We start from the raw sequence: 15977 nt of genomic DNA, 5'->3' as shown, positions 1-15977 counted from the left end.
GCTACTCCGCGGCGACCTTGGTCTGCGAGCGTGCCTTGGCCCGCGCCGACAGTTCCGCCATCAGCTCGCTCGCCCGCGCGACCGGGTTGGTCAGGTAGAAGTCGTGGATCGCGACATCGAAGTCGCCTGAGCCGAGATCGCCCTCGGACTCGGCACGCCAGTCGTTCTGCGGCACGCGGTCGAGCTCCGCGAGGTGCGGCACGGACTCCACCATCTTCTGCCGGAGCTGCGCCAGGCTGTCATATGGCAGTTGCTTGCCCGCTTCGGCCGACAGCGCACGCAGGATTGCCCAGTTCTCTTTCGCCTCGCCGGGCGCGAAGCTGGCGCGCAGCGCCAGTTGCGGACGCCCCTCGGTGTTGACGAACAGGCCCTGTTCCTCGGTATAGGCGGCGCCCGGCAGGATGACGTCGGCGCGGTGCGCGCCTCGGTCGCCATGGCTGCCTTGGTAGATGACGAACGCGCCCTGCGGCACGTCGATCTCGTCCGCGCCGAGATTGTAGACCACGTCCGCACCTTCCATCGCCGCCGGCAACCCGCCCTCGGTCACCGCACCGACATCCAGCGCGCCGACCCGGCTTGCAGCGGTATGCAGGACCATGAGCTTCGCGCCCGTCGCCTCGGCGTGCTTCATCACGGCGCCAAGCACCGCGGCGCCGTCATCGCCCCGAAGCGCGCCCTGCCCCACGACGATCACGTCGTAGCCGACCTTGTGGCCCATATCCTTGGTCAGCCCGTCACGGCCAGTGCCAAGATGCGTGTATTCGTAGGTCAGGTCGACCGGCGCGCCGAGCACGCTCACCTGCCCGCCCTTGAGCCAGCCCTTGCGGATGCGCGCGTTCAGCACCGGCGCCTCGATGCGCGGATTGGTCCCGACCAGCAGCACAGATTTCGCGTCGTCCAGATCCTCGATCGCGGCTGTGCCGACATAACCTGACCGGTTGCCGGCGGGCAGCTTCGCGCCGTCGGTGCGGCATTCTGTCGTACCGCCAAAGCTCTCGATCAGTTCCTTCATCGCGAAGATCGCCTCGGTCGGGGCGAGGTCACCGACCAGCCCGACCGGCTGCTTCGCGCCCTTGAGCGCGCCGGCCGCCTTCTCCAGCGCCTCGGGCCATGTCGCGGCGCGCAGCTTGCCGTTCTCGCGCACGTAAGGCTTGTCGAGCCGCTGGCGCCGCAGCCCGTCCCAGACGAAGCGGGTCTTGTCGGAGATCCATTCCTCGTTCGTGCCGTCGTGGTTGCGGGGCAGGAAGCGCATGACCTCGCGCCCCTTCGCGTCGACCCGAATCGAAGAGCCGAGCGCATCCATCACGTCGATGGATTCGGTCTTCGACAACTCCCACGGCCGCGCGGTGTAGGCGTAGGGCTTGGAGGTCAGCGCGCCGACCGGGCACAGGTCGATGATGTTGCCCTGAAGTTCCGATTCGAGCGTCTGGCCGAGATAGGCGGTGATCTCCGCATCCTCGCCCCGGCCGGTCTGGCCGAGCTCCGGCATGCCGGCGACCTCGGTGATGAAGCGCACGCAGCGGGTACAGGAGATGCAGCGCGTCATGTGCGTGCCGACGAGCGGCCCGAGATCCATGTCCGCCACGGCGCGCTTGGGCTCGCGGTACCGCGAGAAGTCGACGCCGTAGGCCATCGCCTGGTCCTGCAGGTCGCATTCGCCGCCCTGGTCGCAAATCGGGCAGTCGAGCGGGTGGTTGATGAGCAGGAACTCCATCACCCCCTCGCGGGCTTTCTTGACCATCGGCGAGTTCGTCTTGACCTGCGGCGGCTCCCCGTCCTTGCCGGGGCGCATGTCACGGATCTGGACGGCGCAGGACGCCGCCGGCTTCGGCGGGCCGCCGACGACCTCCACAAGGCACATCCGGCAATTGCCGGCGATGGACAGCCGTTCGTGGTAACAGAAGCGCGGGATCTCGATCCCCGCCTCCTCACAGGCCTGGAGGAGCGTCATCGCCCCGTCCACTTCGAGTTCCATCCCGTCGATGTTGACTTTGCGAAGGTCGGACATGAGGACCCCTTACCTGGCTCTGAGCAGGACGCCGATCTGGCTGCCTCTGGCTATTTCCTGTTTGCCGAAGGTGCAATAGGCGCCTTTGTCGCTGCGGTCCACGCCTCTTGCGGCCAGAAACGCCTTGCCGCGCGCCTCCATGCGCTTCTTCTCGGCTTTCGAGGTGACGTAGTCCTCGATCTCGTCGTCGCTATAGCCGCGGTCGCGCGCCATGCCTTTGAGCTTTTGCAGATACGAATACGCTCGGATCAGGCGCGCGTCGATATCGTCGCAGGTCTTGCGCAGGTCGTCGGCGATGGCGACCATCAAGAGAGAGTCATCGATTTCGGCCACGTCGCGCAACGGCGTCTGGCCCTGAGTGGCCGCGGGTACGGCGCCGGCGGCAAGCGAGAGGGCCACGAGGGGCGCGATCAGCGGGGCGACGATGGTACGCATGCGGGTCTCCTTCAGCTCGCGCGGGTGCCTCCGAAGGACACCGGCATCGCCAGGAAGATGGGTATGCAGGGGTCGGATATGCAATGACCGCGGCTGTTTCGCGCCGATCACGATCCGCGTTCGGGCCATTCGATGCAGCGCCCCGAGGTCGACACGCGATTGCCATCCACGGTCAGCAGGCCCGGGTCGTCCTGCGTAGGATGCACGCTCCATGCGATCTCCGAGCTGCCGAAATGCGTCACGCAATGCAGCGTGCCCTCGTAGAAAGCCGCCTGCCGCGCGCCCTCGATGCCGCGGGCGATCGGACCGGCGCTGACGACGAAATTGTGCCGGTCGCTGCGCGGCGCCTTGGCGCTGGCGCGGTAGTATTCGCCTTCGAAGCGGATGCGCTTGGAGGTTTCGCTACAGGCGCCGAGCACGATCAACGCGGCGGCGAGCCCCAGCCAGGTGATGCGGTGAGCGGTCGGCATGTCGCTGTCCCCTTCGGATCCTGTCGGGCCTCTGGCGTGCCCCTGTCCGGCAGAGGTATCGAAGAAATCGCGTCGCGCGTCCAGCCCGTTCGGCTCACACGCCCTCGGCCGCCGCCGCCTCGGCGCGCTTGAGGTCCGCCACGCTCTGCCCCTTCGCGGCGGCGACAAGCCGCGTGACACGCGGCAGAACGACAAGCGAGATCGTCGGCACCGTGACCAGCGTCGATAGAAGGATACGCAGCCAGACCGGCGCATCCGGTGCCAGCCAGCCCACCACCTCCGCGAAGATCAGGACGCCGGGATAGACGGCGAGCCAGACGAAGAAGATGAAAAGCGCGCGCTGGCTGCGGGACATGGGCCGGGGTTCCTTGGGCATTGCGTCTCGGACCGGGGCCAAGGTGTTCCGACAGCCACCAAAGGAAAGGCCCGCGGCGCCACGTCATCCGGCGCAATCGGCTCACGACACGCCGCGCTCGTGGCGCGGCGCGCGCCCGGCAGCTTCGGTGCCGGACGCGCCGTCAGGACGGTGCTTGCAAGCGGCTGTACCGCCCACCGGTCACTCGGCGGCGATCGGCCCGCGCTTGTGCTTGATGCGATCCTCGATCTCGTCGCGGAAGTTACGAATGAGGCCCTGGATCGGCCACGCCGCCGCGTCGCCGAGCGCGCAGATCGTGTGCCCCTCCACCTGCTTGGTGACGTCGAGCAGCATGTCGATCTCGTCGACCTCCGCCTCGCCTTTCACCAGGCGCTCCATCACCCGCATCATCCAGCCGGCGCCCTCGCGGCACGGCGTGCACTGGCCGCAGCTTTCGTGCTTGTAGAACTTCGACAACCGCCAGATCGCCTTGATGATGTCGGTGTCCTTGTCCATCACGATGACGGCCGCCGTCCCGAGACCCGACCGCTGCTCTTTCAGCCAGTCGAAGTCCATGATGGCATCCTTCATGTTCTCGCCGCGGATGCAGGGCACGGAGGAGCCACCGGGAATCACCGCCTTGAGATTGTCCCACCCGCCACGGATGCCGCCGCAATGGCGGTCGATCAATTCTTCGAAGGAGATCGACATCGCCTCCTCGACGACGCAGGGGCGGTTCACGTGGCCCGAGACGGCGAACACCTTGGTGCCCGCGTTGTTCGGCCGCCCGAAGGAGGCGAACCAGTCCGCCCCGCGCCGCAGGATCGTCGGCACGACCGCGATGCTCTCCACGTTGTTCACCGTCGTCGGGCAGCCGTAGAGGCCCGCGCCCGCCGGGAACGGCGGCTTCATGCGCGGCATGCCCTTCTTCCCCTCGAGGCTCTCGATCAGGGCGGTTTCCTCGCCGCAGATATAGGCGCCGGCGCCGTGCGTAAGGTAGAGGTCGAAATCCCAGCCCGACCCGGCCGCGTTTGTGCCCAGCAGCCCGTCGTCATAGGCCTCGTCGATGGCCGCCTGCAGCGCCTCCTTCTCGCGGATGTATTCGCCGCGGATGTAGATGTAGCAGGCATGCGCGTTCATCGCGAACGACGCGATCAGGCAGCCCTCGATCAGCGTGTGCGGATCGTGGCGCATGATCTCCCGGTCCTTGCAGGTCCCGGGCTCCGATTCGTCGGCATTGACCACGAGGTAGGCCGGGCGGCCGTCGCTTTCCTTCGGCATGAAGGACCACTTGAGCCCCGTCGGGAAGCCCGCGCCGCCGCGCCCGCGCAGGCCGGACTTCTTCATCTCGTCGACGATCGCGTCGCGACCGCGCTTTATCAGATCACCGGTGCCATCCCAGTGGCCTCGGCGCTTGGCCCCGGCAAGGGTGCGCTCGTGCATCCCGTAGAGGTTGGTGAAGATGCGGTCTTCGTCCTTCAGCATGGCTCAATCCTTGTCGTTCCGGCGCGCGCGCCAGAGGTCAAACAGCATGTATATGGCCATGCCGAATCCCGCCAGAGCGGCAAGATCGCACAGGGCCCTTGCGCGCTGGCTCCAGCCGAGCCAGGCGCCGAGGGCCGTCGCGGCGATCCAGAAAAGCCCCGTGCCCGCGATCACGAGCGCGATCACGCGCCCCCGCCGTGCCTGGTCTTCACTGGTCATGCCGCTTCGTCGGCCCCCTGGTTCACGTCGCGCCGCTGCCGGCGCCCTTGTTTGCGGTCGGGTCCTCGCCGGCGGCGAGGGCCCTGGCTTGCGCGACCCAGTCGTCGCGGGTCACGCGGCCGTTGAAGCCATCGAGATTGGCGTCGACCCAGGCCGCCTCCTCGTCGGTCCAGGCCGCGATCTGGTCGAAATGAAAGAAGCCGAGGCGATGCAGCATATCCTCAAGCTTCGGACCGACCCCCTTGATCCGCTTGAGATCGTCGGCGCCGCCGGGCCGCGGCGCGTCGAGCGTGGCGGGTTTGGCGCCGGCATCGGTCACGGACCCGTCCCCCTCGTAGCGCCAGGTGCCCTTGCGCTCTGCCAGATCCTTCTGGCCGGGCAGTTCCTTGGTTGGCTTCACGAGTGGTCCGGTCTCGGAATCCGCGTCGGCCACGGCGGCCCCCGGTGCGGGCGGCGGGGCCTTCCGCTCCTCCGCCGGCGCGTCTTCCCGGCGCTCCGCCGCTTCCGGCGCGCCCGCCGGGGCCGGATCGGGAGCCGGCGTCGCCGACGGGGCGCTGGCAGCCACTGTGCGCGCCTGCGAATCCGTGGCGGAGGCCGCGCCGGTCTCGGCATCCGGCGCGCAGCGGATGTTCTGAAGCAACAGCCCCAGCGCCGCCGCGATCACGATCGCAAGAAGTAGTGCGCCGATCACCGCGAAGCCCACGAGCAGCAGCAGCAAGAAGATCAGCAGCCCGCCGCCGCCGGCGAGCGCCCAGCAGCGGGTCTGGCAGCTCATGCCGTTGTTCGTTGCGTTCATGTCTCTCTCCTCTCCGTGCCGGTGCGGGCCGCGCTCGGCCCCGATCACCCTTGTAGCACGCGAAAGAAACAGCGTCTTGCCCGGCGTGAGCGCGGCGCCGCGGTCAGCTGTTCGGGTCCTTTCCGTCTGCCAGCGCCCTGGCCTGCGCGACCCAGTCGTCGCGTGTCACACGGCCCTTGAACCCCTCCAGGTTGGCATCGACCCAGGCGACCTCTTCCTGGGTCCAGGCGGCGATCTGGTCGAAGTGATAGAAGCCCATGCTGTTGCATTGCTCCTCGAGCTTCGGCCCGATCCCCTTGATCCGCTTGAGATCGTCGGCCCCACCTTCGCGCGGAGCGTCGAAGGTCTCCGGCTTCTTGCCTTCCGCTGGATCGGCATCCTCCGCCGGCGCGAAGCTGGACGGCTTGCCGCTGCCCTCGACCGGGGCGGTCTGCTTCTCGACCCCGGTTTCGTCGACCGGACGGTCTCCGGCAAGCTCCGGCCCCTGCTGCGGCACCGCATCGCCCTTCTTGTCGGACATGTCGCGCCACGGCGTGCGCAGCGGCACCTCGGTGCCGTCGATACGCTTCACAGTATCACCGATCTCCCGCGCCAGCGCGACCGAGGCGTTGCCGCGCTCCCGTCCCTCGTCGAACCCGGTCAGCGAGGTCAGCCCGCCGGCGGGCTCGGAAGAGTAACGCCCCTGCTGCGGTCCCGGCGTCGGCACTCGGCCCGCCGCCAGTTCATCGAGGATCTCCGCGAAGCGCTCGGTTGTCAGATCCTCGTAATAGTCCTTGCCGATCTGCGCCATCGGCGCGTTGGCGCAGGCGCCAAGACACTCCACCTCTTCCCAGGTGAACTTGCCGTCCTCCGAGAGCGTGAAGGGCTTCGCCGCGATCTTGTCCTTGCAGACCTCCATCAGGTCCTCGGCCCCGCAAATCATGCACGACGTGGTGCCGCAGACCTGCACATGCGCGACCGATCCGGTCGGCTGGAGCTGGAACATGAAGTAGAAGGTCGCGACCTCCAGCGCCCGCATGTAGGGCATGTCCAGCATCTCCGCGACATGTTCGATCGCGGGGCGGGTAAGCCAGCCCTCCTGCTCCTGCGCGCGCCACAGCAGCGCGATCACCGCCGAGGCCTGGCGCCCGTCGGGATACTTGGTGATCTGCGCCTCGGCCCATTCCCGGTTGGCCGGGGTGAAGGCGAAGCTGTCGGGTTGCTCGTCGTGCAGTCGTCTCAGCATGTCGGATCCTCGTCGGTCGCCCCGGGCCCTGCGGGGCGCGCGTCAGGCAGTCTCTTCGGGGGCGGTGTCCGTCATCGGGGCGGCCTCTGGTGTCGGCTCCGGCGGGGAGCAGGGGCCGGTCGTCAACCGGACACCGCCGCCTTCCAGCCGCACCGCCGAGCCGGTCTCGACCTTGTATTGCGACATCTCGCCAAGCTGCGCGCGGGTGAGGCCCGTCTGCAGTTCGACCGCCAAATATTCACTTTCGGTGCGCAGATCGCAGCCGACCGAAGACACGGCCGAATCGAAAGCGGCGAGGTCCTGCTCGTCGGTGCCTTCCGGCGGCATGGCGCAGGCGGCGATCAGGCTCAGCGCGGCGAGCGGGGCGGCCACAGATTTCATCCACATGTCCCTTGTATTCTTTGCTTTTTACGCCGGCGCTGTCCCGCGCCGATCCACGGTGTCTACCGGTCGACCTCTCCGAACACGATGTCGAGCGTGCCGATGATCGCGGCGACGTCCGCCAGCTGGTGCCCCTTGGTGATGTGGTCCATCGCCTGCAGGTGCAGATAGCCAGGCGCCCGCAGCTTCGCGCGGTACGGCCGGTTGGTCCCGTCCGCCACGAGGTAGACGCCAAACTCGCCCTTCGGCGCCTCGACGGCGGCGTAGACCTCACCCTCGGGCACGTGGAAGCCTTCGGTATAAAGCTTGAAGTGGTGGATGAGTGCCTCCATCGAGGTCTTCATCGTTCCCCGCTTCGGCGGCGTGATCTTGCCGCGGGCCAGGATGTCGCCCTGCCCTTCGGGCGCGCGCAACTTCTCGATCGCCTGCTTCACGATGGAGGTCGACTGGCGCATCTCCTCCATCCGGCAGAGGTAACGGTCGTAACAGTCGCCGTTCTTGCCGACCGGGATCTGGAAGTCGAACTCGTCGTAGCATTCATAAGGCTGCGCGCGGCGCAGGTCCCAGGCAAGGCCCGACCCGCGCACCATGACGCCGGAAAAGCCCCATTCCTGGATCTCTTCCTCGTTCACCACGCCGATATCGGCGTTGCGCTGCTTGAAGATGCGGTTCTCGGTCAGCAGCCCGTCGATATCGTCGAGCACGGCCGGGAAGGCCTCGGCCCATTCCATGATGTCGTCCAGAAGCTCCGGCGGCAGGTCCTGGTGCACGCCGCCCGGCCGGAAATAGGCCGAGTGCAGGCGCGCGCCGCAGGCCCGCTCGTAGAAGATCATCAGCTTCTCGCGCTCTTCGAAGCCCCAGAGCGGCGGGGTCAGCGCGCCCACGTCCATCGCCTGCGTCGTCACGTTCAGCAGGTGGTTCAGGATGCGCCCGATCTCCGAGTAGAGCACGCGGATGAGGCTGGCGCGGCGCGGCACGGGCGTTCCGGTCAGTTTCTCGATCGCCAGGCACCACGCGTGTTCCTGGTTCATCGGCGAGACGTAGTCCAGCCGGTCGAAATACGGCAGGTTCTGCAGGTACGTCCGGCTTTCCATCAGCTTCTCGGTGCCGCGGTGCAAGAGGCCGATATGCGGGTCGCACCGCTCCACGATCTCGCCGTCGAGCTCCAGGACCAGACGCAGCACGCCGTGCGCCGCCGGGTGCTGGGGGCCGAAGTTGATGTTGAAGTTGCGGATCTTCTGTTCGCCGGTTTCGGCATCGCCGAACTGGTTGGAGCCGTCCATCATGCGTCAGCCTCCGGTTGAGCGGCGAACAACTCGAAGACCTGCGCGCCGGTCAGCGTCTTGGTCTCGTTCGCCAATGCGTAATTCGTCGGTTTACTGTCGATGAAGATCTCCATCGTCAGCGGAAAGTCCTCGGGGTGCTCGAAGGCCTGGATCGACACGACGGTCATCTTGCCGTCGCTGCTCTGCCACGCGAGGGCGGAACCGCACTCGCCACAGAAGATCCGGTGCCCCCAGTCGCTCGACTGGTAGGTCCTGATCGGGGCGCCGTCGTCGAAGCTCAGGCTGTCGCCGCAGGGCGTGCCGATGAACATGCCCCCCGACCACTTGCGGCAATAGCTGCAATGGCAGACATCCGCCTCCGGCGCGGGCCGGGCGGTGAACGTCGACGCACCGCACAGGCACGCGCCGCGCTGGGGCGCCGCGTCGGTCACTTCGCCTTCTCCTCGGGCTTTTCTTCGGTCTTCTCGTCGCCGGGCAGCACGTATTCCGCACCTTCCCAGGGCGACATGAAGTCGAACTGGCGGTACTCCTGCACCAGGCTCACAGGTTCGTAGACGACGCGCTTCTCGGCCTCGTCGTAGCGCACCTCGGTGTAGCCGGTGGTGGGGAAGTCCTTGCGCAGCGGGTAGCCGCGGAAGCCGTAATCGGTGAGGATGCGCCGCAGGTCCGGGTGGCCCGAGAACAGCAGTCCGAACATGTCGAAAATCTCGCGCTCGAACCAGTTGGCTGAGGGATGCACCCCGGTGATCGACGGGATCACATCCTCTTCGCGCACCTGCATGCGCAGGCGAATCCGGTGGTTCTGGTACATCGACAGGAAGTGGTAGACGACGTCGAAGCGCTTGGCCCGCTGCGGCCAGTCCACTGCCGTGATGTCGATAAGCGTCGAGAACCGGCAGGTCGGCTCCGTCTTGAGGAACTCCACGAGGCCGCGGATGTTCGACGGCGCCACGTCGACACTCAGCTCACTGACCTCCGTCAGGCTCCAGCCGATCACGCAATCGGGGCGCTTGGCTTCGATGAAACCGCCGAGTTCTTTGAGGGCCTGGGTCATCGGTCCCACCTTTCAGGGTCTTGCAGCGCCTTGCAGGGGCGCGTCGATCATGCCTCAGCGCGTCAGGGTGCCGGTCCGGCGGATTTTCCGCTGCAAAGCGAGAATGCCGTAAAGCAGCGCCTCCGCGGTCGGCGGGCAGCCGGGCACGTAGACGTCGACCGGGATCACCCGGTCGCAGCCTCGCACCACCGAGTAGCTGTAATGGTAGTACCCGCCGCCATTGGCACAGGACCCCATGGAGATCACGTAACGCGGCTCCGGCATCTGGTCGTAGACCTTGCGCAGCGCCGGGGCCATCTTGTTGGTCAGCGTACCAGCGACGATCATCAGGTCGGACTGGCGCGGGGACGCGCGCGGGGCAACGCCGAAACGCTCGGCATCGTAGCGCGGCATCGAGGTGTGCATCATCTCGACCGCGCAGCAGGCAAGACCGAAGGTCATCCAGTGGAGCGAGCCGGTGCGCGCCCAGTTGATGATGTCCTCGGTCGAGGTCAGCAAGAAACCCTTGTCGGTCAGCTCCCGGTTGAGGTTCTGGGTGGCCACCTCGCGGTCGGGACCGGCGGTGTTCGCGCCTGTCATCACTCCCATTCGAGAGCCCCTTTCTTCCATTCGTAGGCAAAGCCGATGGTCAGAACGCCGAGGAACACCATCATCGACCAGAACGCCATGTCGCTGAGGTCGGCAAAACCAACCGCCCAGGGGAACAGAAACGCGATTTCCAGATCGAAGATGATGAACAGGATCGACACGAGGTAGAAGCGCACGTCGAACTTCATCCGTGCGTCATCGAAGGCGTTGAAGCCGCATTCGTAGGCCGACACCTTCTCGGGGTCGGGCCGGCGCACGGCAAGCACCACCGCGGCAAGGACGAGGACGATCCCCAGCCCGATCGCGATGGCCAGAAACACGAGGATGGGAAGGTATTCCCGCAGCAGGTCTTCCACGGAACCGGCTCCCTGTGGCCGCGGCGCACACTCCGTCCGGAGGCGGCGGCATCAAGTGGCGTGACATCTTGCAAGTGATCTATCCCCGGTCCGGTGCGGGGTCAACCGACGCGCCGCGCCGTGGTGTCGCATTACACTCCCGCCAGTGTCCTCGCCGCAGGGGCATGCGGGCTGGTCAGCCCTGCGCCCCGCTCCACAGCAGAAAGGCCCAAAGCCCCGCGGTGACGGCCGCCGCCGCCCCCGCGAAGCCCATCAGCATAAGCAGACCGTCGCGATAGAGCAGTCCCAGACCAAACACCGAGACCGCGATCATTGGACCCGAGGTGGCAAACGGCACCACTTCGAGAGGCGGGACCGTCACCAGGATGCACAATATCACGACGCACGCCGCGCGTCGGCCGGAGGGCCCGGCGAGCCATGCCAGCCTCTCGTGCAACTGCGCGTCGATCCGCAGCGAGACCGGCTTGAGCCAATTCACCGAAGCGATCACCCGGCGCGAGTCGAAGCTCCGGCGCCGCAGCCAGCCGGGCGCCCAGAAATGGTCGTATCCCATCAGCAGCCGGACAGTGATGAGGCCGAGGGTGACCGCGAGCAATGTGGGAAAGCCCGGGATGCCTCCGATCGGGGTCAGCTCCAGCAACGGCAGGATAGCCAGCGCGGGTCCATAGCCGCGCTGATCGAGTGCGTCGATCAGCTCGCCGACCTCGACGACGTCCCGGCCCTCCGAAGCGCTCACAAGCTCGTCGATAACGTCGGTGAGCGCGCCTTCGCGTTTCTTCATGCCGCTTTCTCCATCGCGAGCCAACGCGCCGCGATGTGCCTCGTTCCTCCGCCGCGGGAACGTGGGTAACCGCCACGCGCCGACGATGGAAAGGGGCGACCGACAGCAGAACGGAGCGTGTCGCGAAACGGCCCGGCCGGCCCGGGGCATGATCGGGTGATCGAGCCGATCCGGGGCCGTTTCGCGCGCCGACATCCCGTGAGTGAGACCGCCGACAAGAGCCGCGGTGTTCTCGCCCCGATCTTCGGGGCGTGCTGCCGGCCTCTGGCATCGGGTGTACCGCGCGGGCGGGTACGGGTCACTGCCGCTGCGGAATAGCGACGGCACTTCGTCAGGACAGATGGCCTATCCTTTCGGACAGGTGCTCACCCGGCCCATCGCGGGCTTCGCTTGTCGAAGAAGGCCGACACCCCCTCGGCGGCCTCCTCGGTCTCCCACCGGGCCGCGAGCGCGTCCACGGCGTGGGCGACGTCCGCCTCGCTCACCCGCCCGGCGATATCCCCGAGCAGCCGCTTGGCATCGGCCACCGCACCCGGCGCGCAGGAGAGATAAGGCGCCACCTCAGCCTCGATCGCGTCGTCCAGCGCCTCGGGCGCCACGACCCGCGCAAGGAGGTTGAGCCGCACCGCTTCCTCGGCATCGAAGATCCGCGAGGACATGAACACCTCGCGCGCCCGCGCCGCGCCCATCCGGGCGACGACGTAGGGGCCGATATTGGCCGGGATGAGGCCGAGCCGCGTCTCGGTCAGGCCCATCTTCGCCCCCGCGGCGCCAATCGCCACGTCGCAGACTGCGGCCAGACCGACGCCGCCCCCGAAAGCGTTGCCGTGGATGCGCCCGATCAGCGGCTGCGGCAATGCGGCGAGCGCGCCCAGCACCTGTGCGATGCGCGCGCTCTCGATGCGGCGGGTGGCGGTGTCCATGTCGCGCTGCGCCTGCATCCAGCGCAGGTCGCCGCCGGCGCAGAAGCTGCGTCCCTCGGCGGCGAGGACCACGACCCGCACGTCGCGCGCCCGTGCCAGCGCCGCGGCGGCGGCCTGAAGCTCGGTCATCATCTCCGCCGACAGCGCGTTGTGCTTGTCGCGCCGCGTCAGGGTCAGCCTCGCGACGCCGCGCGCATCGGTTTCGGTCCGGATCAGGGTCTGTGCCATGTCATGCTCCTTTCGGCCCGGGCGTCACACGGCGCCGGTCTCCGTCAGCACCGAAAGCCGCGTGGCGATAGCCACGGCGGCCTCTCCGGGTGTCATCGTTGCGGTGTCGAGGCGGAAAGCCGCCGGCGGCGGCGCACAGACGCGCGCCAGAACTGTCGGCCAGTCGGGCAATGCTCTGCCGCATCTCGTTTCGCCGCCGATGCTCCTCCGGGTCCGAACAGCGAAGCGCCACATCGAGAGTCCGCGCGTCCTCCGCCTCCGCAGCCATCGCCAGGCCATCTGAGCGAGCGGGATCGGTGTGACACATTCGGCGACAACGCCTGGCCCGCCGCGCAGGACGTCGCGCGCCAGCGCCGCCTCGATGCTGTCGACACTCAGATAGGCCGCGCCGAGCCCCGCCGCGAGCGGCCGCGCCACCGTGATCTTGCCAGCTCCGGACAGACCCGAGACGACGACGAGGACCGGCGCGCCGCTCATCCCGCGCGCATCGCCCGCGCCATCGCGGCCGCCTCCGCCAGCACCGCGCGGTCGAGCCCGGTGGCATAACCCAACTCGGCGAGCCGCTCGGCCACCGCCTCCGTGGCAACGTTGCCTTTTGCGCCCGGCGCGTAGGGGCACCCGCCGAGACCGCCGACCGCCGCGTCGAAGACCCGCAGCCCGCGCTCGAGCGCCACCTCGACATTCTCAAGCGCGCGGCCGGACGTGTCGTGGAAATGCCCCGCCAGCCGCGTCGGCGGCATCTCCTCCAGCACCCGCGTCAGCATGGCGTCCACCGCCTCCGGCGTGCCCTGTCCGATCGTGTCCCCGAGGCTGACCTCGTAGACCCCCAACTCGCTCAGAGCGGCGGCGGCTCGCGCCGCCGCCTCCGGCGCCACGGGCCCGTCATAGGGGCATTCGACCACGCAGGAGACATAGCCGCGCACCGGCACGCCTGCGGCCCGCGCGGCCGCCGCCACCGGGGCGAAACGCGCGAGGCTTTCTGCGATAGTCGCGTTCAGGTTGGCCCTGGAGAACCCTTCGGAGGCAGAGGCGAAAATCGCGACTTCGTCGGCGCCCGCGGCCAGTGCCGCCTCGAACCCCTTCAGGTTCGGCGTGAGCGCCGCGTAGGAGATGCCCGGCACGCGCGTGATCTCGGCAAGGACCTCCCCCGACGATGCCATCTGCGGCACCCATTTCGGGCTGACGAAGGAGGCCACCTCGATCCGCCGGAAGCCCGCCCGGCCGAGACAGTCGATCAGCGCCACCTTCTCGGGCACCGGGATCGGGCGCGCCTCGTTCTGCAGCCCGTCGCGCGGCCCGACCTCGAAGATCTCGACCGCTTCCGTCACGTCGGTGCCTCCCGCCGCGCGCCCCGGCCATACTCCGCGCAGGCCCGTCATGTCTCAGCTTCCAGCCGCACCAGCGCCGTGCCCGCCGCCACCTGGTCGCCTTCGGCCACCAGGACCTCGGCGATCTCGCCGTCGCGCCAAGCGGTGAGCGCGTGTTCCATCTTCATCGCCTCGAGCACCACCAGCCGGTCGCCGGCCACGACGCGCTGACCCGGCGCGACCGCCACGCGCACCACGCGGCCCGGCATCGGCGCCTCGATGGTCGTCTCGCCCGTGGCCGCCTCCGCCTGCTCCAGAGGATCGACGATGTCGAAAACGCTACCGTGCCCGGCAAAGACCGTCACCCGACCGCCCGAAATCGCCGTCCCGTGCGCGGACCGGCCCTCGAAGCGCCAGACGCCCGCTTTGCGCGCCGCCGCGACCTCCGTCCCGTCAACGTCAATGACCGCGCTGCCCGGCCCGGTCATCCGCAGGCGGCAGCGAACCTCCCTCCCGGACCGAACGAGCCGCAGGCTCCGCTCCAGCGGCGCCCAGAGCGTGAAACCGGCCAACGGTTCCTCTGCCCGGTCGAACCCAGCCATCGCCAGCGCAGCCTCCGCGACAACGGTCGCCGGAACCTCCGGCATCGCCGTCAGCGCGGCGAGATCCCGGCCGATCAGCCCGGTATCGACCGCGCCGCGCGCGAACCCCTCGTGCGCCGCCAGCGCACCGAGGAAGGCGAGGTTCGTGACCGTGCCCGCGACCCGCGTCTCGGAGAGCGCGCGCGACAGCTTGCGCAGCGCCACCGCCCGCGTCGACCCCTGCACGATCAGCTTGGCGATCATCGGATCGTAATGCGGGCTGATCGCGTCGCCCGCCCGCACCCCGGTATCGGCCCGCGCACCTTCCGGGAAGCGCAGTTCCGTCAACCGCCCTGTGGCCGGCAGGAACCCCGCCGGCACGTCCTCGGCATAGAGCCGCGCCTCGAAGGCGTGGCCCGAAAGCGTCAGGTCCTCCTGCGCGGCCGGCAGGGGCTCACCCGCCGCCACCCGCAACTGCCAGTCCACGAGATCGACGCCGGTCACCATCTCCGTGACCGGATGCTCGACCTGCAGCCGGGTGTTCATCTCCATGAACCAGAACCGGTCGGGGCGCAGTCCGTCCGAGCCGTCGACGATGAATTCCACCGTGCCGGCCCCGGCATAGCCGATGGCTTCGGCGGCGCGCACCGCGGAGTCTCCCATCGCCGCGCGCATCTCTTCGGTCATGCCCGGTGCGGGCGTCTCCTCGATCACCTTCTGGTGCCGCCGCTGGAGCGAGCAATCGCGTTCGAAAAGATGCACCGCCCGCGTGCCGTCGCCGAAGACCTGCACCTCGATGTGCCGCGGCGTCGCGACGAGCTTCTCGATCAGAACGGCATCGTTGCCGAAGGCGCCGCGCGCCTCGCCCCGGGCCGCGGCGAGCGCGTCGTCGAAATCCGCCGCCCGCTCGACCAGCCGCATGCCCTTGCCACCGCCGCCCGCGACCGCCTTGATCAGGACCGGGTAGCCGATCGCCGCGGCCTCGCGCGCCAGTCGCCCTGGCGCCTGATCCTCGCCCATGTAGCCCGGCACGACCGGCACACCGGCCTCTGCCATCAGCCGCTTTGCCGCGTCCTTGAGCCCCATCTTGCGGATCGCTTCGGCCGAGGGACCGATGAAGACCAGACCCGCCGCCTCCACCGCCTCCACGAAATCCGCGTTCTCGGACAGGAAGCCGTAACCGGGATGGATTGCCTGCGCCCCAGTCGCCAGTGCCGCCTCGATGATCCGCTCGCCGCGCAGGTAACTCTCGGCCGGAGCCGCGCCGCCGATCGCCACGGCTTCGTCCGCCTCCGCCACGTGCAGCGCGTGGTCATCGACGTCCGAATGAACCGCCACGGTGCCGACACCCATGGCCCGCGCCGTGCGGATGACCCGCACCGCGATCTCGCCCCGGTTGGCGATCAGGATCTTCGCAAACATCGCGCCTTGAGCTCCCAGCCCCGGGCGCGGCGCACGCCACCTCGCGCCACGCCTTGCCCTTCTTCTCGTTCCAAATA

Annotated in this window: 19 protein-coding genes; all 19 read right to left on the bottom strand. The window is 68.4% G+C overall.

All coding sequences use genetic code 11. The features are described from left to right. Position 1 precedes the first annotated feature (1 nt). The 19 genes from nuoG to F3H57_RS06445 all read right to left on the bottom strand — a co-directional run bounded on the left by nuoG (position 2) and on the right by F3H57_RS06445 (position 15900). Positions 2-2008: an NADH-quinone oxidoreductase subunit NuoG gene (nuoG, locus tag F3H57_RS06535; protein WP_149755086.1), complete on the bottom strand. Its 2007-nt coding sequence runs from the start codon at positions 2006-2008 to the stop codon at positions 2-4. Positions 2009-2017: 9 nt separating this feature from the next. Beyond that, the gene (locus F3H57_RS06530) at positions 2018-2443 is read right to left on the bottom strand and encodes a DUF5333 domain-containing protein (RefSeq protein WP_149755085.1); all 426 of its coding nucleotides are present in this window, start codon (positions 2441-2443) and stop codon (positions 2018-2020) included. Between the two features lie 107 nt (positions 2444-2550). Then, on the bottom strand, positions 2551-2913 hold the full coding sequence (locus F3H57_RS06525) for a hypothetical protein (protein ID WP_149755084.1): 363 nt from the start codon (positions 2911-2913) through the stop codon (positions 2551-2553). Positions 2914-3007: 94 nt separating this feature from the next. Beyond that, positions 3008-3268, bottom strand: a complete 261-nt coding sequence (locus F3H57_RS06520) for a hypothetical protein (RefSeq protein WP_149755083.1) — start codon at positions 3266-3268, stop codon at positions 3008-3010. Between the two features lie 201 nt (positions 3269-3469). Beyond that, complete coding sequence (gene nuoF / locus F3H57_RS06515; RefSeq protein ID WP_149755082.1) at positions 3470-4753, bottom strand: NADH-quinone oxidoreductase subunit NuoF; 1284 nt, start codon at positions 4751-4753, stop codon at positions 3470-3472. Positions 4754-4756: 3 nt separating this feature from the next. Continuing rightward, positions 4757-4972 (bottom strand): DUF5337 domain-containing protein, encoded by a 216-nt coding sequence (locus F3H57_RS06510; RefSeq protein WP_149755081.1) that lies wholly within the window; start codon positions 4970-4972, stop codon positions 4757-4759. 22 nt (positions 4973-4994) lie between these two features. Next, positions 4995-5768, bottom strand: coding sequence for an endonuclease (locus F3H57_RS06505; RefSeq protein WP_223162989.1), 774 nt, complete (start codon positions 5766-5768; stop codon positions 4995-4997). 103 nt (positions 5769-5871) lie between these two features. Beyond that, on the bottom strand, positions 5872-6993 hold the full coding sequence (locus F3H57_RS06500; RefSeq protein ID WP_149755080.1) for an NADH-quinone oxidoreductase subunit E: 1122 nt from the start codon (positions 6991-6993) through the stop codon (positions 5872-5874). A 42-nt stretch (positions 6994-7035) separates the two neighbouring features. Continuing rightward, the gene (locus tag F3H57_RS06495) at positions 7036-7374 is read right to left on the bottom strand and encodes a hypothetical protein (RefSeq protein WP_223162988.1); all 339 of its coding nucleotides are present in this window, start codon (positions 7372-7374) and stop codon (positions 7036-7038) included. A gap of 62 nt (positions 7375-7436) precedes the next feature. Further along, positions 7437-8657 carry an NADH-quinone oxidoreductase subunit D gene (locus tag F3H57_RS06490; protein WP_149755246.1) on the bottom strand — a complete coding sequence of 407 codons (1221 nt, stop codon included), beginning with the start codon at positions 8655-8657 and terminating at the stop codon, positions 7437-7439. Beyond that, positions 8657-9091, bottom strand: a complete 435-nt coding sequence (locus tag F3H57_RS06485) for a GFA family protein (protein ID WP_149755078.1) — start codon at positions 9089-9091, stop codon at positions 8657-8659. Before F3H57_RS06485 ends, F3H57_RS06490 begins: the two co-directional genes overlap by 1 nt. Further along, positions 9088-9714, bottom strand: a complete 627-nt coding sequence (locus F3H57_RS06480; RefSeq protein ID WP_149755077.1) for an NADH-quinone oxidoreductase subunit C — start codon at positions 9712-9714, stop codon at positions 9088-9090. The genes F3H57_RS06485 and F3H57_RS06480 overlap by 4 nt, the downstream gene beginning before the upstream one ends. A gap of 54 nt (positions 9715-9768) precedes the next feature. Then, positions 9769-10293, bottom strand: a complete 525-nt coding sequence (locus F3H57_RS06475; protein WP_149755245.1) for a NuoB/complex I 20 kDa subunit family protein — start codon at positions 10291-10293, stop codon at positions 9769-9771. Then, on the bottom strand, positions 10293-10658 hold the full coding sequence (locus tag F3H57_RS06470; protein WP_149755076.1) for an NADH-quinone oxidoreductase subunit A: 366 nt from the start codon (positions 10656-10658) through the stop codon (positions 10293-10295). The genes F3H57_RS06475 and F3H57_RS06470 overlap by 1 nt, the downstream gene beginning before the upstream one ends. Positions 10659-10833: 175 nt before the next feature. Beyond that, a complete protein-coding gene (locus tag F3H57_RS06465) occupies positions 10834-11439 on the bottom strand; it encodes an exopolysaccharide biosynthesis protein (protein WP_149755075.1) in 606 nt (201 codons plus the stop codon). Positions 11440-11804: 365 nt separating this feature from the next. Then, positions 11805-12590, bottom strand: a complete 786-nt coding sequence (locus F3H57_RS06460; RefSeq protein WP_149755074.1) for a crotonase/enoyl-CoA hydratase family protein — start codon at positions 12588-12590, stop codon at positions 11805-11807. Positions 12591-12614: 24 nt separating this feature from the next. After that, positions 12615-13067, bottom strand: coding sequence for a hypothetical protein (locus tag F3H57_RS06455; protein WP_149755073.1), 453 nt, complete (start codon positions 13065-13067; stop codon positions 12615-12617). After that, the gene (locus F3H57_RS06450) at positions 13064-13918 is read right to left on the bottom strand and encodes a hydroxymethylglutaryl-CoA lyase (RefSeq protein WP_149755244.1); all 855 of its coding nucleotides are present in this window, start codon (positions 13916-13918) and stop codon (positions 13064-13066) included. The genes F3H57_RS06455 and F3H57_RS06450 overlap by 4 nt, the downstream gene beginning before the upstream one ends. Before the next feature lie 47 nt (positions 13919-13965). Next, on the bottom strand, positions 13966-15900 hold the full coding sequence (locus F3H57_RS06445) for an acetyl/propionyl/methylcrotonyl-CoA carboxylase subunit alpha (RefSeq protein ID WP_149755072.1): 1935 nt from the start codon (positions 15898-15900) through the stop codon (positions 13966-13968). Positions 15901-15977 lie beyond the last annotated feature (77 nt).

This window comes from Roseivivax sediminis (assembly GCF_900112685.1).
In the GTDB taxonomy this organism is placed as follows: domain Bacteria; phylum Pseudomonadota; class Alphaproteobacteria; order Rhodobacterales; family Rhodobacteraceae; genus Roseivivax; species Roseivivax sediminis.
This window is presented reverse-complemented; position numbering and strand designations above follow the sequence as displayed.